Origin of the sequence: Streptomyces sp. NPDC090119 (assembly GCF_044747085.1) — a bacterium.
Taxonomy (GTDB): domain Bacteria; phylum Actinomycetota; class Actinomycetes; order Streptomycetales; family Streptomycetaceae; genus Streptomyces.
The window spans coordinates 524,034-544,514 of sequence record NZ_JBIVDK010000006.1; the positions used below are offsets into that span (position 1 = coordinate 524,034).

General features: G+C 73.0%; 17 protein-coding genes. 12 read left to right on the forward strand and 5 right to left on the reverse strand.

The window, feature by feature from the left end:
- Positions 1-31 precede the first annotated feature (31 nt).
- From ACIPPM_RS27070 to ACIPPM_RS27080, 3 genes are read right to left on the reverse strand one after another with little or no spacing between them, the layout of a single operon-like run.
- On the reverse strand, positions 32-1,333 hold the full coding sequence (locus ACIPPM_RS27070; RefSeq protein ID WP_401452441.1) for a coenzyme F420-0:L-glutamate ligase: 1,302 nt from the start codon (positions 1,331-1,333) through the stop codon (positions 32-34).
- Positions 1,330-2,289 (reverse strand): 2-phospho-L-lactate transferase, encoded by a 960-nt coding sequence (gene cofD, locus ACIPPM_RS27075; RefSeq protein ID WP_401452443.1) that lies wholly within the window; start codon positions 2,287-2,289, stop codon positions 1,330-1,332. The genes ACIPPM_RS27070 and cofD overlap by 4 nt, the downstream gene beginning before the upstream one ends.
- A gap of 45 nt (positions 2,290-2,334) precedes the next feature.
- On the reverse strand, positions 2,335-2,841 hold the full coding sequence (locus ACIPPM_RS27080) for a cysteine dioxygenase (RefSeq protein WP_401452445.1): 507 nt from the start codon (positions 2,839-2,841) through the stop codon (positions 2,335-2,337).
- A gap of 595 nt (positions 2,842-3,436) precedes the next feature.
- Between ACIPPM_RS27080 and ACIPPM_RS27085 the strand changes: the two genes are divergently transcribed.
- From ACIPPM_RS27085 to ACIPPM_RS27095, 3 genes are all read left to right on the forward strand, one after another.
- Positions 3,437-3,700 (forward strand): WhiB family transcriptional regulator, encoded by a 264-nt coding sequence (locus tag ACIPPM_RS27085; RefSeq protein ID WP_030377564.1) that lies wholly within the window; start codon positions 3,437-3,439, stop codon positions 3,698-3,700.
- 214 nt (positions 3,701-3,914) lie between these two features.
- The gene (locus ACIPPM_RS27090; protein WP_401452448.1) at positions 3,915-7,562 is read left to right on the forward strand and encodes a glycosyltransferase; all 3,648 of its coding nucleotides are present in this window, start codon (positions 3,915-3,917) and stop codon (positions 7,560-7,562) included.
- Positions 7,559-9,055: a DUF5719 family protein gene (locus ACIPPM_RS27095; protein ID WP_401452450.1), complete on the forward strand. Its 1,497-nt coding sequence runs from the start codon at positions 7,559-7,561 to the stop codon at positions 9,053-9,055. The genes ACIPPM_RS27090 and ACIPPM_RS27095 overlap by 4 nt, the downstream gene beginning before the upstream one ends.
- A 39-nt stretch (positions 9,056-9,094) precedes the next feature.
- Here the strand turns inward: ACIPPM_RS27095 and ACIPPM_RS27100 are convergent, their stop codons facing one another.
- On the reverse strand, positions 9,095-9,547 hold the full coding sequence (locus tag ACIPPM_RS27100) for a metallopeptidase family protein (protein ID WP_401452504.1): 453 nt from the start codon (positions 9,545-9,547) through the stop codon (positions 9,095-9,097).
- Positions 9,548-9,857: 310 nt separating this feature from the next.
- On the opposite strand from ACIPPM_RS27100, the gene ACIPPM_RS27105 reads away from it, so the two are divergent.
- From ACIPPM_RS27105 to ACIPPM_RS27140, 8 genes are all read left to right on the forward strand, one after another.
- The gene (locus ACIPPM_RS27105; RefSeq protein WP_329011640.1) at positions 9,858-10,280 is read left to right on the forward strand and encodes a DUF3499 domain-containing protein; all 423 of its coding nucleotides are present in this window, start codon (positions 9,858-9,860) and stop codon (positions 10,278-10,280) included.
- Between the two features lie 19 nt (positions 10,281-10,299).
- Positions 10,300-11,715: a phosphomannomutase/phosphoglucomutase gene (locus ACIPPM_RS27110; protein WP_401452452.1), complete on the forward strand. Its 1,416-nt coding sequence runs from the start codon at positions 10,300-10,302 to the stop codon at positions 11,713-11,715.
- Between the two features lie 109 nt (positions 11,716-11,824).
- Positions 11,825-11,995, forward strand: coding sequence for a Trm112 family protein (locus tag ACIPPM_RS27115; RefSeq protein WP_149548927.1), 171 nt, complete (start codon positions 11,825-11,827; stop codon positions 11,993-11,995).
- A 56-nt stretch (positions 11,996-12,051) separates the two neighbouring features.
- The gene (locus tag ACIPPM_RS27120) at positions 12,052-13,179 is read left to right on the forward strand and encodes an SIS domain-containing protein (protein ID WP_401452455.1); all 1,128 of its coding nucleotides are present in this window, start codon (positions 12,052-12,054) and stop codon (positions 13,177-13,179) included.
- Positions 13,180-13,249: 70 nt separating this feature from the next.
- Positions 13,250-14,398, forward strand: a complete 1,149-nt coding sequence (manA, locus tag ACIPPM_RS27125; RefSeq protein WP_401452457.1) for a mannose-6-phosphate isomerase, class I — start codon at positions 13,250-13,252, stop codon at positions 14,396-14,398.
- A 160-nt stretch (positions 14,399-14,558) separates the two neighbouring features.
- Complete coding sequence (locus ACIPPM_RS27130) at positions 14,559-15,539, forward strand: cation diffusion facilitator family transporter (protein WP_401452459.1); 981 nt, start codon at positions 14,559-14,561, stop codon at positions 15,537-15,539.
- Positions 15,540-15,911: 372 nt separating this feature from the next.
- Positions 15,912-17,369, forward strand: a complete 1,458-nt coding sequence (gene ahcY, locus ACIPPM_RS27135; protein ID WP_389006878.1) for an adenosylhomocysteinase — start codon at positions 15,912-15,914, stop codon at positions 17,367-17,369.
- Between the two features lie 122 nt (positions 17,370-17,491).
- Positions 17,492-18,118: a hypothetical protein gene (locus tag ACIPPM_RS27140; RefSeq protein WP_401452461.1), complete on the forward strand. Its 627-nt coding sequence runs from the start codon at positions 17,492-17,494 to the stop codon at positions 18,116-18,118.
- Here ACIPPM_RS27140 and ACIPPM_RS27145 read toward each other — a convergent pair.
- Entirely contained in the window at positions 18,115-18,999 is an 885-nt protein-coding gene (locus ACIPPM_RS27145; RefSeq protein ID WP_401452463.1) for an RDD family protein, read from the reverse strand. The genes ACIPPM_RS27140 and ACIPPM_RS27145 overlap by 4 nt on opposite strands.
- A 156-nt stretch (positions 19,000-19,155) precedes the next feature.
- Between ACIPPM_RS27145 and ACIPPM_RS27150 the strand changes: the two genes are divergently transcribed.
- Entirely contained in the window at positions 19,156-20,163 is a 1,008-nt protein-coding gene (locus ACIPPM_RS27150; RefSeq protein WP_401452465.1) for a stage II sporulation protein M, read from the forward strand.
- The last annotated feature ends 318 nt before the right edge of the window (positions 20,164-20,481 follow it).

The window sequence follows — 20,481 nt, forward strand, 5'->3', positions numbered from 1 at the left end:
CCTACGAGACTAGGGCCTTCGTCCCGGTCCTTCAGCGCACCTCGATGAACGCCCCCGCCTCCCGCGCCGGGCGGGCCGGGGGTTCCTGGGCCGCGTGGCCGATCGCCACCGCGCCCATCGGGTCCCAGCCGTCGGGCAGGTCCAGCACCTCGCGGACCACGTCACGGCAGAACATCGTGGACGACACCCAGGCCGAGCCCAGCCGCTCCCCGGCCAGCGCGACCAGGAAGTTCTGCACGCCCGCGCCCGTGGCCACCACGAACATCTCCCGCTCGGCCGCGTCCCGCCGCACGTCGCCGTAGGTGTGCGAGCCGTCCATGACGAGGCAGGGCACCGCGAGGTACGGCGCGTTGCGCAGGACGTCACCGCGCCGGACCCGCTTGGCGATGGACTCCTCGCTCTTGCCGTCCCGGCGCAGGTCGGCGATCCAGGCGTTCCGCATCCCGTCGAGGAGCCTGAGCCGGGACTCGGCCGACTCCAGCAGCACGAACCGCCACGGCGTGGTGTGGTGCGGGGCGGGCGCGGTCACGGCGGCGGCCACCGCGCGGCGCACCGAGCCGGGGTCGACCGGCTCGTCGGTGAAGGCCCGCACGGTACGGCGCAGGCTCAGCGCCTCCCGTACCGCCTCGGAGGTGCCGAGCCGGAACATGTCGTCCCGCGCGGAGCGCACCAGCGCCCGCGCGCCCTCGCCCTGCTCGGCCGCCTCGGTGACCACGTGGGGCAGGCCGCGGACGACCGCCACCGGCAGCCCGGCCGCCTTGCCCTTGACCAGGTCGCCCGCCGAGGCGAGTTCGTCGGCGGTGGCGACGACGGTGGCGGAGAGCGGGTTGCCGTGCGCGTCGGTGCCGCCGCGCAGGTCGTCCAGGACGTCGACCCCGGCCGCGCCGATGGCCACGTCGGTGAGCCCGGCGCGCCAGGGGCGGCCGAAGGTGTCGGTGACGATCACGCCCACGGTGACGCCGAGCGCCTCCCGCAGCCCCTCGCGAATGCCTCGCGCGGAGGCGTCCGGGTCCTCGGGCAGCAGCAGTACGGTGCCCACGGCGGTGTTGGACGCGTCGACCCCGGCGGCGGCCATGACCAGGCCCTGCCGGTTCTCCACGATGCGCAAGGGTCCGCGCCGGGCCACCACGCGCACCGTCTCGGCGTCGATCGCGGCCTCCCGGTCGGCGGCCCGGACGATCCGTCCCTCGGCCTTGGACACGATCTTGGAGGTGACGAGCAGCACGTCCCCGTCGGTGAGGCCCGGCTCGGCCGAGGCGATCAGCTTGGCCAGGTCGTCGCCCGGTGCCACCTCGGGCAGACCGGCAGGCGCCCAGACCCGGTAGCCGCTCACGCGGTCCCCACCTCTTGGGCCAGCTCCAGCGCCTCCCGTGCCATGGCGGCGGTCGCGTCCAGGTCGCTCATCATCAGCGGGACGGCGCGGCAGCGGATGCCGGCCGCCTCCACCGTCCCGACGGAACCGGCGTCCACGGTGTCGACGAGCCAGCCGTCCAGCAGCCCCGAGCCGTAGTGCGCGGCGACCGCGGCGGCGGTGGACTCCACGCCCATGGCGGCGAGCACCTTGTCGGCCATCCCGCGCACCGGCGCGTCGCCGACGATGGGGGAGAGGCCGACGACCGGGACGCCCGCGTCGGCGATGGCCTCCCGGATGCCGGGCACCGCGAGGATGGTGCCCACGGACACCACCGGGTTGGACGGCGGGAAGAGGATGACGTCGGCCGCCGCGATGGCCTCCAGCACACCGGGCGCGGGCTTGGCCTGCTCGGCGCCGACCGGCACGACCGCCTCGGCGGGCACGGAGGCGCGCAGCCGCACCCAGTACTCCTGGAAGTGGACGGCCTTGCGCTCACCGTCCAGGTCGACGGCGACGTGGGTCTCCACCCGGTCGTCGGTCATCGGGATCAGCTTCACGCCCGGCTTCCAGCGGTCGCAGAGTGCCTCGGTGACCGCGCTCAGCGGATACCCGGCGCCCAGCATCTGGGTCCGCACGATGTGGGTGGCGAAGTCCCGGTCGCCGAGCCCGAACCAGCCCGGTCCGGCGCCGTAGGCCGCGAGCTCCTCCTTGAGGTGGAAGGTCTCGCCCTCCCGGCCCCAGCCCTGCTCCTCGTTGATGCCGCCGCCGAGCGTGTACATCACGGTGTCGAGGTCCGGACAGACCTTCAGCCCGAAGAGATGGATGTCGTCGCCGGTGTTGCCGATGACCGTGATGTCCGCGTCCGGGGCGGCCTGCTTCAGACCGCGCAGGAAACGGGCACCGCCGATGCCGCCTGCCAGAACCACAATGCGCATGGGATCAGTGTGTCAGCAGCCGCCGACAGCCCGTGCGGCCGGTGATCACACCCCGGCCGGGCTCGGCTCGGTACGGGCTTCGCAGTTGGGGGAAGTGTGCATCGGCATCTCGGTGAGGCCCGGGTAGTAGACGTGCAGGCTGATCGCGGGCTCCAGCGCGTCGTTGACCACGTCGTGCACATAGCCGGGCGCGAAGACCCGCTGGGCACCGGCGGTGAGGGTGCGGGTGCCCCGGTCGGTGCGCTCGGTCAGGGTGCCCTCCAGCACGGTGAGGATGCCGGAGGAGGGGCCGTGGTCGTGCGGTCCGCTGCCCTGGCCGGGCACCCAGGACAGCAGCCACACCTCGTAGCCGGGGCCGGTGCGCAGCCGGTGGTACCAGCGGGTGGTGGCGTCGTAGCGGACCAGGTGGGCCCACGCGTCGCGGTCGGCGGCGACCGCGCGGGCCAGTCCGGCGAACTCGGCGACGGTCACCGGGTGCTCGCGGGGCGGCTGCAGCAGGTGGGGGACTTCGAGGAGGTCACCGGCGATCTGGAGGTCGTTGTCGCTGTTCATGGGGGTGTGGGGTTTCCTCGGCTCAGAGGCGGTGGCTGGGTGTCGCTGGGCCCCGGCCCGGATCACGGGCCTACGGGCGGGTGTCCCCGAGCGGGTGCGGGAACGGCGGGACACGCGGGCCGGAGTGGGCCCGGGGTCGGCTGGAGCGCGGTCGGCTCAACAGCAGGTACAGCAACAACAGCTGAAACGCGTGCCGACAGCACCGAGGGACCCGGCGATGCGGGTCGTCATGGGTGCGAAGTCGGCGAGCATGCCCCCTAGGACAGCGGTTCACACCTGCGGTGTCAACTCGGGGCCCGGATCGAGCGACGTGCTTCACCTCATCCGGTGCATCTGCGAGGCGAAAGGTTTGTGCACCCGGTACCGGGGACACATGGCGCACATCCGGGTGGTGCTCCTCGGTGCGCTCAGCCGTGCGTCTAGGTTTATCCCGATTTGAACACTAAACGCAGGCCCTTGGTTCCGCAGAGTGAATAACGGGCCCAATAGCAGATCTCGGCTTGACTCGCTCGGAGCCGCACACTTGTAATTTCACTCGTGTCGTTCGGCCGGGTCGGCCAGGCACGGGGACGCGAAAGACGGACGAGGGGCGCACATGACCGAGCTCGTGGAGCAACTGCTGGTCGACGACGCGGACGAGGAACTCGGCTGGCAGGAGCGCGCGCTGTGCGCCCAGACCGACCCCGAGTCCTTCTTCCCCGAGAAGGGCGGCTCCACGAGAGAGGCGAAGAAGGTCTGCCTCGCGTGCGAGGTCCGCTCCGAGTGCCTCGAGTACGCCCTCGCCAACGACGAGCGCTTCGGCATCTGGGGCGGCCTGTCCGAGCGGGAGCGCCGCCGCCTGAAGAAGGCCGCGGTCTGACCGGCCGCCGCGCCGCTCACCGGCCACCGGGCCGGCGAACGGCCCCCGGGCATCCGCACATACGGTGCGAACGGCCCGTCGCACGTGGGTTGTCCACAGGCGGCGGGCCGTCGTCATGACCGACCGATAGTGTGGGCGCTCGTCCGAGACGCCCCGCTGTCCTTGACGGGCCGAGGCGTCCACCGCAGTCCATCGAACCGGGGCCCGTACCTCGATGTCCGTGCACAGCCATACGGCAGCCCAACACGACGCTGCCACCCCTGAGTTCCCGCGCCATGTGGTGACGGCCGTCCTCGTCACCCATGACGGCGCCCGCTGGCTGCCCGACGCGCTCGCCGGGCTGCTGAGTCAGGAGCGCCCCGTGCAGTACGCGGTGGCCGCCGACACCGGCAGCGCGGACGACTCCGCCCAACTGGTCACCGAGACCCTGGGGGACGAGGCCGTCGTCCACCTGGCCCGGCGCACCGGCTTCGGCCAGGCCGTCGACGAGGCCACCCGCCTCGCCCCCGTCCTCACCCCGGACGACCTGCCCTACCTCAGGCGCCCGAACAGCTGGGACCCCGCCACCCGCACCTGGCGCGACGACGCCTACGACCTGCCCGAACTGCCGTACGGCGAACCGGTCCAGTGGCTCTGGCTGCTGCACGACGACTGCGCCCCCGAACCCGACGCCCTCGCCCAGCTGCTGAGGGTCGTCGAGACCGAGATCGAACTCGGCCGGGACGACGTGGCCGTGGTCGGCCCCAAGCTCCGCGGCTGGTACGACCGCAGGCAACTGCTGGAGGTCGGCGTCTCCATCGCCAACTCCGGCCGCCGCTGGACCGGTCTGGACCGCCGCGAGCAGGACCAGGGTCAGCACGACCACGTCCGCACCGTGCTCTCCGTCTCCACCGCGGGCATGCTGGTCCGCCGCGACGTCTTCGAGCGGCTCGGCGGATTCGACCGCCGACTGCCCCTGATGCGCGACGACGTCGACCTGTGCTGGCGCGCCCACAGCGAGGGCTACCGCGTCCTCATCGCCCCCGACGCCGTCGTCCGGCACGCGGAGGCAGCCTCCCGCGAGCGCCGCACCGTCGACTGCGCGGGCCGCACCACCGCCTCCCCGCACAAGGTCGACAAGGCGGGCGCCGTCCACACCCTGCTCGCCAACACCCGCACGGCCGCGCTGCCCTGGGTGCTGCTCCGGCTGGTCCTCGGCACCCTCCTGCGCACCCTCGCCTACCTCGTCGGCAAGGTGCCCGGCCAGGCCCTCGACGAGATCCGCGGCCTGCTCGGCGTCCTGCTGCGCCCCGAGCGCGTCCTCGCCGCCCGCCGCAGCAGGGGACCCTCCCAGCTCGACAAGGACGAACTGCGGCAGCTGTTCCCGCCGCCCGGCGCCACCATCCGCGCCACCGCCGAGCAGATCGCCGCCAACTTCTCCACCAGCTCCGACATCGACACCTCCGCCGGACGCCACGGCAGCGCCGTCGAGTCCGGACCCGGCGGCGACGACGCCGACTTCCTGGAGATCGAGCAGTTCGCCCGGCTCAAGCGCATCGCCCGCAAACCCGGCCCGGTGCTCTTCCTCGCCCTGCTGCTGATCTCCCTGGTCGCCTGCCGCGCCCTGCTCGGCGGCGGCGCCCTCGCGGGCGGTGCGCTGCTGCCCGTCCCGCCCGGCGCCACCGACCTGTGGGCCCGCTTCGCCGACGCCTGGCAGCCCGTCGGCGCCGGCAGCACCACCTCCGCGCCGCCCTACCTCGCCCTGGTGGCGACGCTCGCCTCGCTCTTCCTCGGCTCCACCGGACTCGCCGTCACCGTGCTGCTGGTCTGCTCGGTGCCGCTCGCGGGCTTCACCGCCTACTTCGCCTCCCGACCCCTCGTCAGCTCCCGGCTGCTGCGCGCCTGGACGGCCATCGCCTACGCCTTCCTGCCCGCCACCACCGGCGCGCTGGCCCAGGGCCGCATCGGCACCGCCGTACTCGCCGTGCTGCTGCCGCTCATCGCCCGCGCGGGCATCGCCGCCGCCGGACTCGCGGGCCGCTCCGGCGGGCGCGGCAGCTGGCGCGCCACCTGGGCGTACGCGCTGCTGCTGACCATCACCACCGCGTTCACGCCCGTCGTGTGGCCCGCCGCGCTGGTCCTCGGCATCGGCGTGCTCGTCCTGCGCCGCGCCGACCCGGTCGCGCATCTCCTGCGCTTCGTCGCCCAGCTCGGCACCCCGCTGCTGGTCCTCGCGCCCTGGTCGCTGACCCTGCTGCCGACCGGCTTCTTCACCGAGGCCGGACTGGACTACGGCGCCTCGGCCGCCTCCGCCTCCGACCTGCTCGGCACCAGCCCCGGCGGCCCCGGCACCCTGTCCGGCCTGCTGCTCATCGGCATCGTGCTGGCCGCGCTGGCCGCACTGCTGCGCTCCGAGCGCCAGTTGGGCATCCGCACCGCCTGGGCCGTCGCGCTGACCGGACTCCTCCTCGCGGTGCTGGCCAACCGTTCCGTCTGGGCCGGACCGGCCACCCTGGTCTACGGCATCGCCCTGCTGGGTGCCGCCGCGCTCGGCGCGGACGGGGCACGCGCGCGGGTCGCCGAACAGAGCTTCGGCTGGCGCCAGCCGGTCGCCGCCCTGATCGCGTTGGCCTGCGCCGTCGGCCCCCTGGTCGCCGCCGTCGGCTGGATGATCCGGGGCGCCGACGGCCCCCTGGAGCGCCGCGACCCCGCCCAGGTACCCGCCTTCGTCGCCGAGGACGCCGGTACCCGCGACCAGGCCCGCACCCTGGTCCTCGACAGCGACTCCACCGCGCGGGTGCGCTACACCCTGGTCCGGGGCGCCGGTGCCCGCATGGGCGACGGCGAGATCGCCGCGGCCGACGGGTCCAACACCGGCCTGGACAAGGTCGTCGCCAACCTGGTCGCGGGCTCCGGTGCCGACCAGACCGGCCAGCTCGGCGGCTTCGCCGTCCGCTACGTCCTCGTCCACCAGGGCACCCCCCGCCAGATCACCCGCGTCCTGGACGCCACGCCCGGCCTGAACCGGCTCAGCCAGCAGAACGGCAACGCCCTGTGGCGCGTCGACCAGCAGGTCGCCCGCGCCACCCTGATCGGCGCGGGCGGCTCCGGCACCCCGCAGGCCGTCGCCGCGGGCCCGGTGGAGATCCACACCACCGTGCCCACCGGCGCGGGCGGCCGCGTGCTGCGCCTGGCCGACGCCGTCTCCGACGGCTGGACCGCCACCCTGGACGGCAAGCCCCTCACCCCCAAGACCGTCGACGGCTGGGCCCAGGGCTTCGAACTCCCCGCGGGCGGCGGCAAGCTGGACGTCACCTACGACGCCCCGTTCACCCACACCGTCTGGCTGTGGGCCCAGGGCGCGCTCGCCGTCCTCCTCGTCGTCCTCGCCCTGCCCGGCCGCCGCCGCGACATCGACGACGACCTCCCCGAGGAACAGCCGATCCCGGCCCAGGACATGGAGGGCGACGGCCGCCGCGCCCGCCGCCTGCGCGCCCAGGCCGAGGCCGAGGAGACCGAAGAGGCCGCGGAGGCCATGGAGGTCATCGAGGACCCGGAAGTCCCGCCGTACGGACAGCAGGAGCAGCCGGTCATCCCGCACCAGCAGCCCTACGCCGACTGGGACACCGGCTCCACCTACGCCGACCCCGAGTACGCGGCCTACCCCGCCGACCCCTACCAGGGCACGTACCAGAACACCGGGTACGACCAGGGCGCGTACCACCCCGACCCCTACGGCCAACAGCCCTACGACCCCTACGGCTACGGGGCACAGCAGGAGCAGCAGCCGTACGACCCGGCGGCCCACCCGCAGGGCTACGACCCCGCCCAGCAGCCGCCCTACGGCGACGGCAGTGAGCGCCACGACGGGAGCCAGCAGTGAACCGCACGACCCTGTCCCTGATCGCCTGCACCGTCGCCCTGGCCGCCGTCACCGGGTTCGCCGCGTTCGACCCGCCCGCCGCCACCGGCGCGGGCACGGCCGGCGGCGCCACCGAACGGCCCGTGGAGCGCAGCGGCCTGCTGTGCCCGGCGCCGAGCTTCTCCGACATCGCCGACACCGCGTACACCTCGTTCACCCCCGTCACCCAGGGCGCGGGCGACGGCGGTCAGGCCGCGCTGGAATCGGCCGCCGAGCAGGCGGCGGGCGGCAAGGGCGCCAAGGGCGGCGGGAAGGGCGGCAAGAACGACAAGCCGGTGCTCACCCCGAAGCCGCCGGGCACCCCGGCCACCGGCGACACCTCCGGCAGCGACACGCCCGCCCTGATCGGCACCGCCGACGGCAAGTACGCGCCCGGCTGGACCGTCCAGGAGACCACCCGGATCGCCGCGGGCACCGGACGCGGCCTCCAGGGCGTCACCTGCACCCCCGCCGACACCGACTTCTGGTTCCCCGGCGCCAGCACCGCCGAGGGCCGCACCGACTACGTCCACCTCACCAACCCGGACGACGAGGCCGCGGTCGTCGACATCCAGCTCTACGGCAAGGGCGGCGCCCTGAAGTCCGCGGTGGCCGACGGCATCACCGTGCCCCCGCACACCAGCGAGCCGGTGCTGCTCTCCACGCTCACCGACGACGCCCAGACCGACGTGACCGTGCATGTCGGCGTACGTGGCGGCCGGGTCGGCGCCACCGTGCAGGCCCAGGACGACGCGGGCGGCGGCGACTGGCTGCCCGCGTCGGCCGACCCGGCGGGCAGCTTGGTGCTGCCCGGCATCCCCAAGGACGCCACCGACGTCCGCCTGGTCGCCTTCACCCCCGGCGACGACGACGCCGACCTCAAGGTCCGCCTGGCCTCCCCGGACGGCTCCATCACTCCGGCCGGAAACGAGACCGTGCACGTCAAGGCTGGCATGACCACCGCCGTCGACCTCGGCCCCGTCACCCGGGGCGAGCCGGGCTCGCTGCTCCTCACCCCCACCGACAAGGCGGCCCCGGTGGTCGCGGCCCTCCGCGTGGTGCGCGGCAAGGGAGCCCGGCAGGAGACGGCGTACATCCCCGCCACCGCCCCCGTCGGCCGCCGCGCCACCGCCGCCGACAACAGCGCCAAGGGCACCACCCTGTCCCTGACCGCCCCCACCGCCACCGCCACCGTCAAGGTCACCGCCTCGGCGGGCAGCGGCGGCGGGACCCCCGCCACGAGGACGTACACGATCAAGTCCGGCACCAGCCAGGACATCAGCGCCCCCACGGGCGGCAAGGGCACGTACGCGCTGACCGTGGAACCCGTCTCCGGCGGCCCGGTCTACGCCGCCCGCACCCTCACCGGCGCCGCCGACGGTGTCTCCGGCTTCACGATCCAGACCCTCCCGAACGACCGCGGCCTGGTCGCGGTGCCCCGGGCGGAACAGGACCTGTCGGTGCTCCAGCGGTAGGACGGGCACCGGGCGGCCGCCTCGGGGGGCGGCCGCCCGTCACTCCTCGTCGTAGCGGGGGTCCACCGTCTCCGGGGTCAGCCCCAGCAGCTCGGCGACCTGCTCCACGACCACCTCGTGCACCAGCTCCGCGCGCTCGTCGCGGCCCTTGGTGCGGATCTCGATCGGCCGCCGGTACACCACGACCCGCGCCCGCCGCCCGTCCCGCGCGGGGATGATCCCGCCCAGCGGCACGCCCTCGTCGCCCCACGGCTCCTCGCCGGTGCCCTCCAGCCGGGGCACCTCCAGCACCACGAACTCCACCTCGGCCAGCTGCTCCCAGCGCCGCTCCAGCCGCTCCACGGAGTCGCGCACCAGATCCGCGAACACCTCGGCACGACTGGCGGCCAGCGGCACCTGGGGCGGTGCGATGGGGCCCCGCATGCCCCGTCCGTGACGATCACGGCGTCGGGGTCGGGGACCTGCGGCACGGGGCGGTACAGGGTTCTCCATCACCGCAGAAGCGTAGTCCCCGCCCGTCCCGCGCGCCCGGTTCCACGCGGCGGCCGTCCCGGTCCGGCCCGTGTGCCCGTCCCTCCGCACCCCCTCCCCGGACTCTTCGCGCACTTTTCTCCCGGTGTTCGCGCAGTCGTCTTCTCGCCACCGCACGACCGATCCGGCCACCGCCCGGCCCGCGCGGGCACGCCCGACCGGGCCCGAGGGAAGAGCTTTGTACCGGATCATCACCTGATGCACCCCGGCGGAGGGCTCCCACGACGGGCCCGCCGGGCCGCCGAACGGCACGACACGGGAACGTGACCTGGTGGAGAGTCGTCGCGGCCCGCTCAAGAGTGCGGTACCGTCCAACATCGTGAGCCTTGTACGTCGCTGTTCGCGCACCGCCTGCGGCCGACCCGCCGTCGCGACGCTGACGTACGTCTACGCCGACTCGACCGCGGTCCTCGGCCCCCTCGCCACCTACGCCGAACCCCACTGCTACGACCTGTGCGCCGAGCACTCCGAGCGCCTCACCGCCCCGCGCGGCTGGGAAGTCGTCCGGCTGCTCGACGGCTCCGCCCCGGCCCGCCCCAGCGGCGACGACCTGGAAGCGCTGGCCAACGCGGTCCGTGAGGCGGCCCGTCCGCAGGAGCGCGCGGCGGGAGCGAGCGGCGGCGCACGCACCGCCGACCCCATGGAAGTCGCCCGCCGCGGCCACCTGCGCGTCCTGCGCTCGCCCGACAACTGAGCCACCCTCCCCGCACCTGATGACCCGGGCGGGTATTTTTGGGCCCCCCAATGGACTTTCAGGAAGGCCGGCCGTGGCTGATCTGTCGCAGCTCGTGAAGGCGTACGACGTGCGCGGAGTAGTTCCCGACCAGTGGGACGAGGCCCTGGCCGAACTCTTCGGCGCCGCCTTCGCCGAGGTGACGGACGCGACCGCGATCGTCGTCGGCCACGACATGCGCCCCTCCTCGCCCGCCCTGTCCCGCGCCTTCGCCCGCGGCGCGCTGAACCGGGGCGTGGACGTCACCGAGATCGGCCTGTGCTCCACGGACCAGCTGTATTACGCCTCGGGCGCGCTGGACCTGCCCGGCGCGATGTTCACCGCCTCGCACAACCCGGCCCAGTACAACGGCATCAAGATGTGCCGCGCGGGCGCCGCCCCGGTCGGCCAGGACACCGGGCTCGCCGACATCCGCGCCCTGGCCGAACGGTGGCTCGAGTCGGGCGCCCCGGCCCCCGCCGCCGCACCGGGCACCCTCACCGCGCGCGACACCCTCCAGGACTACGCCGGGTACCTGCGCTCCCTGGTCGACCTGACCGCGATCCGCCCGCTGAAGGTCGTCGTCGACGCGGGCAACGGCATGGGCGGCCACACCGTCCCGACCGTCCTCGGCGGGCTGCCGCTGACCGTCGTCCCGATGTACTTCGAGCTGGACGGCACCTTCCCCAACCACGAGGCCAACCCGCTGGACCCGGCCAACATCGTGGACCTGCGCAAGCGGGTCGTGCAGGAGGGCGCCGACCTCGGCCTCGCCTTCGACGGCGACGCCGACCGCTGCTTCGTCGTGGACGAGAACGGCGACCCGGTCTCGCCGTCCGCCGTCACCGCCCTGGTCGCCGCCCGCGAACTCGCGCGCAACGGCGGTACGGGCACGGTCATCCACAACCTGATCACCTCCCGCACGGTCGCCGAGGTGGTCCGCGAGCACGGCGGCACCCCGGTCCGCACCCGCGTCGGCCACTCCTTCATCAAGGCCGAGATGGCCCGCTCCGGCGCGATCTTCGGCGGCGAGCACTCCGCGCACTACTACTTCAAGGACTTCTGGAACGCGGACACCGGCATGCTGGCCGCCCTCCACGTCCTGGCCGCCCTGGGCACCCAGGCCGCCCCGCTCTCCACCCTGTTCGCCGAGTACGACCGCTACGCGGGCTCCGGCGAGATCAACTCCACGGTCACCGACCAGCAGGCCCGACTGGCAGCCCTCCGCACGGTCTACGAGGCCCTCCCGGACGCCACCGTGGACACCCTGGACGGCCTCACCGTCTCCACCCCCACCTGGTGGTTCAACGTCCGCCCCTCCAACACGGAGCCGCTGCTCCGCTTGAACACGGAGGCGAAGGACGAGACGACGATGACGAGGATCAGGGACGAGGTCCTGGCGATCATCCGCGCGTAGGCGGTCGGCGCCCGCACTCACCCCGGAATCACCCCGCCGGACCCGCGGCGCGCCAAGGTACGCTGACCAGCACATCCGTAGACCCTGTTCACGCCCGAAGGGACACCCCATGCCGCTCGAAGCCGGTCTCCTGGAGATCCTGGCCTGCCCGGCCTGCCACTCCCCCCTCAAGGAGCAGGACGCGGAGCTGATCTGCACCGGCCAGGACTGCGGCCTGGCGTACCCCGTCCGTGACGGCATCCCGGTCCTCCTGGTCGACGAGGCCCGCCGCCCCGCGTAAGGCACCGCCGACAGACATCGCGCAGTAGGACCCCGGCGATCGGAGGCACCCCGCCCATGCTCGACGAATCGCTCCTGGACACCCCGGAGGGCCTCGCCGAGGCCGACCGCAAAGGTCTGCTGCGCGGCGCGGCCGAGGCGGGCGCGAGGGTCCGTACCGCGGCTCGGCACGCCGTGGAGGCCGGAATCGGCGCGCTCCAGCCCGACGGCCGCCCCCGCGCCGTACTGATCGCGGGCCCCGGCGCCGCCGCCACCCACACCGCCGACCTCCTCGGCACCCTGGCCGGCCCCGGCAGCCCGGTGATCCGCCTCGAAGCGGCCGGAGTCGCCCCCGCGCCGGGCGCCCTGCGCTGGGAACTGCCCGGCTGGGCGGGCTCCGTGGACCTGCTGCTGATCGCCACCCCCGACGGCACCGAACCGAGCCTCGGCCTGCTCGCCGAACAGGCGTACCGGCGGGGCTGCTCCGTGGTGGCCGTCGCCCCCGCGGGCACCCCGCTCGCCGAGGCGGTCGCGGGCGCGCACGGTCTGTTCATCCCGATGGCGACCGCCCCGTACGATCAGGACGAGCCGCTCGCCGCGTCCTCCTCCGGCGTCTTCTGGGCCCTGCTCACCCCGCTGCTGGCCCTCCTGGACCGCGTCGGCCTGCTCAGCGCGGGCCCCGACGCGCTGGAGAAGGTCGCCGACCGCCTCGACCACGTCGCCGAGCGCTGCGGCCCCGCCATCGCCACGTACGGCAACGCGGCCAAGACCCTCGCCGCCGAACTCGCCGACGGCCTCCCCGTCGTCTGGACGGAGGGCACCTCCGCGGGCCCCGCGGGCCGCCGCTTCGCCGCCGCGCTCGCCGAACTCGCGGGCCGCCCCGCCCTGGTGGCCGAACTCCCCGAGGCGCTCGCCGCGCACGAGGCGCTCCTCTCCGGCCCGCTGGCCGCTCGCGCCGACCCGGACGACTTCTTCCGCGACCGCGTCGACGAGGCGCCCGCGATGCACGCGCGCGTGGTGCTGCTCCGGGACCGCCCCCTCGGCGGCCTCAGCGCCGCCCCGGCCGCCCGGGACCTGGCCCTCGGCCACGACACCCCGATCAGCGAACTCGAACCCGAGGAGGGCGGCGAACTGGAGACCCTCGCCGACCTGATCGCCGTCACCGATTTCGCCGCCGTTTACCTGGCGCTCGCCGCCGGAGCCTGAGCTGACCCCAGGCACCCGCCCGGCAGCACACGTACTTCGGCAGCACACGTACTGAAGGCAGAGAAGACACATGGACCGCCTCGACAACACCGTCCGCCCCTACGCCTGGGGTTCGCGCACCGCCATCCCGGAGCTGCTCGGCACCGAGCCCACCGGCGAACCGCAGGCCGAGATGTGGATGGGCGCCCACCCCGGAGCCCCCTCGCACACCCCGCGCGGCACGCTCGTCGAGGTCATCGCCGCCGACCCGGAGCGCGAACTCGGCACCGAAGCGGTGGCGAAGTTCGGCCCCCGGCTGCCCTTCCTGCTCAAGATCCTCGCCGCGGGCGCCCCCCTCTCCCTCCAGGTCCACCCCGACCTGGCCCAGGCCCGGGAGGGCTACGCCGAGGAGGAGCGCCGAGGCGTCCCCGTGGACGCCCCCGACCGCAACTACAAGGACGCCAACCACAAGCCCGAACTCATCTGCGCCCTCACCGAGTTCGACGGCCTGTGCGGCTTCCGCGCCCCCGCCGAGGCGGCGGACCTGCTCGACGGCCTCGCCGTCGACTCCCTCAAGCCCTACGTCGACCTGCTGCGCGCCCACCCCGAGGACGCCGCCCTGCGCGAGGTCCTCACCGCGATCCTCACCGCGGACGCCGCCGCCATGGCCGACACCGTCTCCGAGGCCACCGCCGCGTGCGCCCGCCTCGGCGGCCCGTACGCCCCCTACGCCGACATGGCCCACCACTACCCGGGCGACCCCGGCGTGATCGCGGCCATGCTGCTCAACCACGTCCGGCTCCAGCCCGGCGAGGCCCTGTTCCTCGGCGCGGGCATCCCGCACGCCTACCTCACCGGCCTCGGCGTCGAGATCATGGCCAACTCGGACAACGTCCTGCGATGCGGACTGACCCCCAAGCACGTCGACGTCCCCGAACTCCTGCGCGTGGTCCGCTTCGAGGCGAGCGACCCCGGCGTGCTGCGCCCCGAGGCGTCCCCGGACGGCGAGGAGGTCTACGAGACCCCCATCGATGAGTTCCGCCTCTCCCGGTACGTCCTGCCCGGCGGCACGGCCCGCGACCTGAGCCTGGAGACCCCGCAGATCCTGCTGTGCACGGCCGGTTCCGTCCGCGTCGGCGAGCACGAACTTCTCCCCGGCCGGTCCGTCTTCGTCCCGGCGGGGGAGAAGACCGAAGGGTCCGGCGACGGCACCCTGTTCCGCGCCACTGTGATCGTATGACCGCCCCTGTGGACACCTGACGCGCCGCACGCCGGTGGGACTGCAACAATGACCCACCGGCAAAGCGCGTGCAAAGAAGCGACCCTGGGGGCACAAGAGCCGTGCGGGGGTGCCGAGAAGGCGACAAGGGCGAGACAAGGGCGAAGGGAAACGCGAACTCATGAGCGCGTCAGGCGGTAACAAGGCGATCGTGGCGGCACTCGGCGCCAATCTGGCGATCGCGGCATCGAAGTTCGTGGCGTTCGCGTTCAGCGGCTCCTCGTCGATGCTCGCCGAGGGCGTGCACTCGGTCGCCGACTCCGGCAACCAGTTCCTGCTGCTCATCGGCGGCAAGAAGGCCCAGCGCGAGGCCACCCCCCAGCACCCCTTCGGCTACGGCCGCGAGCGGTACATCTACGCCTTCCTCGTCTCCATCGTCCTCTTCTCCATCGGCGGCATGTTCGCCATCTACGAGGGCTACGAGAAGATCAGCCACCCCCACCCGGTGGAGCACTGGTACTGGCCGGTCGGCGTCCTCGTCTTCGCCATCATCGCCGAGGGCTTCTCCTTCCGTACGGCCATCAAGGAGTCCAACGAGCTGCGCGGCAAGCTCTCCTGGGCCCAGTTCATCCGCCGCGCCAAGGCGCCCGAGCTGCCGGTCGTCCTGCTGGAGGACTTCGGCGCCCTCATCGGTCTGGTCCTCGCGCTCGGCGGCGTCGGCATCGCCCTGCTCACCGGCAACGGCGTCTGGGACGGCATCGGCACCGTCTGCATCGGTGTCCTGCTCGTGCTGATCGCCCTCGTCCTCGCCTCCGAGACCAAGTCCCTGCTGCTCGGCGAGTCCGCGGGCCTGGAGGACGTCAAGAAGATCGAGGCCGCCATCGTCGACGGCGACACCGTGACCGGCGTCATCCACATGCGCACCCTCCACCTCGGCCCCGAGGAACTCCTCGTCGCCGCCAAGATCGCCGTCCAGCACGACGACACGGCCGCCGAGGTCGCCCACGCGATCAACGCCGCCGAGGCCCGCATCCGCGAGGCCGTCCCGATCGCCCGCGTGATCTACCTGGAGCCGGACATCTACAGCGCCGCCGAGGCCGCCAAGGGCCCCGACCCGCTGGCCACCCCGGGCGGCCCCAACCCGCACGCGACCGACCACTGAGTCCCCGCGCCCGCACCGAGGCCCCCGCCGCATACCGGTCCCCACCGGCCGCGCCGGGGGCCTCGGCACACCCGGCCACCTCGCCCCGCACCCACCCGTTCGCGCCACATCCGTCACCTGGACGGCACGCGGTGTCCGGACGCGGACTGGGGCAGCCCCCTTCCTCCGGTGTAGCTTGGGACGGAGCCAGACGTCGCTGCTGATGGCGGTCGGGCGGTCCCTGAGCGGACCGGCCGAGGGAGAGAGGGCCTCCGACGGACTGCGCTGCGCGCACGCGGGCATGCCTGTGTCCTCTTCTCGGGGCACCCCTGTGTCCGTCGCCGTGCAGACCAGCCGTACCCACCTCGCCCCGACTTCGAGGAGCAGCCCGCCATGACCACTGTCGACAACCGACAGGACTTCAAGGTCGCCGACCTCTCCCTGGCCGAGTTCGGCCGCAAGGAGATCACCCTCGCCGAGCACGAGATGCCCGGCCTGATGTCGATCCGCAAGGAGTACGCCGAGGCGCAGCCCCTGGCCGGCGCCCGCGTCACCGGCTCCCTGCACATGACCGTGCAGACCGCCGTGCTCATCGAGACCCTCGTCGCCCTCGGCGCCGACGTCCGCTGGGCCTCCTGCAACATCTTCTCCACCCAGGACCACGCGGCCGCCGCCATCGCCGTCGGCCCGAACGGCACCCCGGACAACCCGCAGGGCGTCCCCGTCTTCGCCTGGAAGGGCGAGACCCTGGACGAGTACTGGTGGTGCACCGAGCAGGCCCTGACCTGGCCGAACAGCCCCACCGGCGGCCCGAACATGATCCTGGACGACGGCGGCGACGCCACCCTCCTCGTCCACAAGGGCGTCGAGTACGAGAAGGACGGCAAGGTCCCCTCGCCCGACACCGCCGAGAACGACGAGCACCGCGTCATCCTCGAACTGCTCAACCGCACCATCAGCGACGGCTCCCAGAAGTGGACCCAGCTGGCCTCCGAGATCCGCGGTGTCACCGAGGAGACCACCACCGGCGTCCACCGCCTGTACGAGATGCAGCGCGACGGCGTCCTGCTCTTCCCGGCGATCAATGTGAACGACGCCGTCACCAAGTCGAAGTTCGACAACAAGTACGGCTGCCGCCACTCCCTGATCGACGGCATCAACCGCGCCACCGACGTCCTCATCGGCGGCAAGACCGCCGTCGTCTGCGGCTACGGCGACGTCGGCAAGGGCTGCGCCGAGTCCCTGCGCGGCCAGGGCGCCCGCGTGATCGTCACCGAGGTCGACCCGATCTGCGCGCTCCAGGCGGCCATGGACGGCTACCAGGTCACGACGCTGGACGAGGTCGTCGACAAGGCCGACATCTTCGTCACCACGACCGGCAACAAGGACATCATCATGGCCACCGACATGGCCAAGATGAAGCACCAGGCCATCGTCGGCAACATCGGCCACTTCGACAACGAGATCGACATGGCCGGCCTCGCGCAGATCCCCGGCATCGTCAAGGACGAGGTCAAGCCGCAGGTCCACACCTGGACCTTCCCCGACGGCAAGGTGATCATCGTCCTGTCCGAGGGCCGCCTGCTGAACCTGGGCAACGCCACCGGCCACCCGTCGTTCGTGATGTCCAACTCCTTCGCGGACCAGACCCTGGCCCAGATCGAGCTGTTCACCAAGCCCGACGAGTACCCGACCGGTGTCTACGTGCTCCCCAAGCACCTGGACGAGAAGGTCGCCCGCCTCCACCTGGACTCGCTGGGCGTCAAGCTCACCCAGCTCCGCCCGGAGCAGGCCGCGTACATCGGCGTCGAGGTCGAGGGCCCCTACAAGTCGGACCACTACCGCTACTGATCCGCTGATCCCCGCACCACCCGAGGCAGGCCCCCGCACCCCCGTGCCGGGGGCCTGCCCCTTTTCCGCCGGACCAGCGGCCCAGGACCGGGCCGTCACTCCGCCAGAACCCAGGACCCCCCATGCCGCGCGGCCGATATTCGCTCCACGATCCGCACGATCACACCCCCCTCGCAGAAGAACACTTCCAGTGCGCCCCCGGCCCTTCCGGCTGGCGCTACGTCTCCCAGCTGACCACCCCCGAGGGAGCCCACCGGGGCTCCGTCGACCTCGCCCTGGACGACCTCGGCCGCCCCCTCCGCCTCGAACTCCACGCGGGCGGCTGGCAGGTACGCGGCGCCGCCCTCGACGGCGTCACCTGGGTCCGTACCGACCCCACCGGGACCGAGGCCACGGAAGGCAATGTGCCCGCCCACGCCTTCACCGGCCTGTCCCCGGCGTTTCTCGTCGCCACCGCACGTCTCCTGCGCCTCACCCCTTCCTCCGCCGCGACCCGCGTACGCCTCGTCGCCCTCACCGACCCGGTCCTCGCCCCCCGCACCGTGGACCAGTCCTGGGCGCTGATCGACAGAGAAACACACGCCACTGACAACGGCCCCCTGCTCGTGGACGAATACCAGGTCACAGCCCTGGACACGGGGGAAAGGCACACCGTGCACATCGCCGGGGACGTGGTGCTCTCGGCCCCCGGGATCGAGCTGGAGGAACTCCAGAGCCCGCCGTCGGCGTTCGACCGGCCGCCCGGCTAGGCGGGCGGCGCGAAGCCCGTCGGCCGCGAGCCGGACCCACCCTCCGCACGCCCCGGCGCCTCCACCGGCGCGACCTCCGGGGCCGTCACGGGAGCGGCCGCGACCGGACCCGCACCACCCATCCCGTACCGAGGCCCCTGCTGCTGCGTCTGCCGGGCCTGCCGCTCATGCACCACGGCCGCCAGAAATACATCGGGCCGCGCCTGGAGATCCGGCGGCACGACGGCCCCCGTCCGAGCGGTGACGTCGGCCGCCAGCCGCGAGGCCATGGACCAGGAGATCTGCGGCTGCAACTGGTGCATCCGCGACAGGTACTGCCGCACCGCGAGCCAGAGCCCGTCCGGCACCGCCGACAGATCCAGCTCCCCGAACCGCCCCGCCAGCTCCGGCGGCAAGGGCGGCGCCACCCCAGCCCGCCCCACCGGAATCCGCTCCCGCACCACCAGCGTCCCCGCGAACACGTCGCCGAGCCGCCGCCCCCGCGCCGAGACCAGCGAGGCGATGCACGCCACCACCCCGAACGTCATCAGGATCTCGACCATCCCGACCCCGCCGCGCACCAGCGCGTGCCGGAACCGCACCGGACCGCCGTCGTCGCGCACCACCCGCAGCCCGAACGCCAGCTTCCCCAGCGACCGCCCCTGGCTCAGCGTCTCCACCGCGATCGGCCCCCCGACCAGCACCAGCAGGAAGGCCGCCACCGACAACGCTGCCTGCGCGGCATCGTCCAGCGACGAGGTGGCCGCCACGAGCCCCAGCACCACCGCGACATAGACCAGCACGGCCACGATCAGATCGATCAGCACGGCCAACGCCCTGCTCGGCAGCTTCGCGGGCCGCAGCTCCAGCGCCACCGCCTCACCGGTCACCAGCTCACTCACGCCCGCCGTCCTTCCCCTCGCCCACCCGTGATGACGCAAGTCTGCCAAGCTGAGGGCGCATCGCATCGCGGTACGACAAGCTGACAGCGTCCGGTGTCCCGCGTCCCGTTGTCTCGCGGCGGCGGGCCACGACGAGCCGAGGAGCAGGCAGACCCGATGGACCTGGACGTCTTCGTCGCCACGCACCGGGCCGAGTGGGACCGCCTCGACGCCCTGATCCGCCGTCGGCGCCGCCTCACGGGCGCGGAGGCCGACGAACTCGTCACCCTCTACCAGCGCACCGCCACCCATCTCTCCCTCATCCGCTCCAGCGCTCCGGACCCCCAGCTCACGGGCCGGCTCAGCCAGCTCGTGGCCCGTGCCCGCAGTGCCGTCACCGGAACCCGCCGCGCCTCCTGGCGCGACGTGACCCGCTTCCTGGGCCGGAGCTTCCCCGCCGCGGTCTACCGCGCCCGCCACTGGTGGGTGCCCACCGCGCTCGTCTCCACGGCCGTGGCGATCCTCCTGGGCTGGTGGATCGGCACCCATCCCGAGGTACAGGCGTCGATCGCCGCCCCCGGCCACCTCCGCGAGCTGACCCGCCCCGGCGGCGAGTACGAGACCTACTACTCCAGCCACCCCGCCACTTCCTTCGCGGCACAGGTATGGACGAACAACGCCAACGCGGCCGCACTCTGTCTGGTCCTGGGCGTCTTCCTGGGCCTCCCGGTCCTCTGGATCCTCTTCGAGAACATGCTGAACCTGGGCGTCGGCCTCGGCCTGATGTCCTCCGCGGGCCGCCTCGACACCTTCCTCGGCCTGGTGCTGCCGCACGGCCTGCTCGAACTCACCGCGGTCTTCGTGGCCGCCGGCACGGGTCTGCGGCTCGGCTGGACGGTCATCGACCCCGGTCCGCGCACCCGCCGCACCGCGCTCGCGGAGGAAGGCCGGGCCGCGCTGGGCATGGCCATCGGACTGGCTCTGGTGCTGTTCGTGTCCGGGGCCATCGAGGGCTTCGTGACCCCGTCCGGCCTGCCCACCTGGGCCCGCATCACCATCGGCGTCCTGGCCGAGCTGGCCTTCCTCGCCTATGTCTACGTCCTCGGCGGCCGCGCGGTCCGCGAGGGGGAGACCGGCGATCTTCAGGAGGCCGAACGCAGCTCGTCCGTCCCCACAGCCGCCTGATGTGCGTAGAGGCCCGCAGAACTGCTAGTCTCCTCATCGCCCCACAAAACCTGTTGACACGGGTGGAGCGGGGAGGTAGAGTCGAACAGTTGCCTGGAGCTGGACAAGCTCACGGCTAACCATTAAGCTTTATCTGGCTTCGCAAGGGAATCGCTGAATGCGACTTCCGAGAAGCACTCTCTGATTAATCAGAAATAAGCGCCGGTAAAACCGGCCGAAAACTTCTGATAGAGTCGGAACCGCCGGAAAGGGAAACGCGAAAGCGAAGAACTGGAAAGCACCGAGGAAATCGGAACGGAAACGGTCTGATAGAGTCGG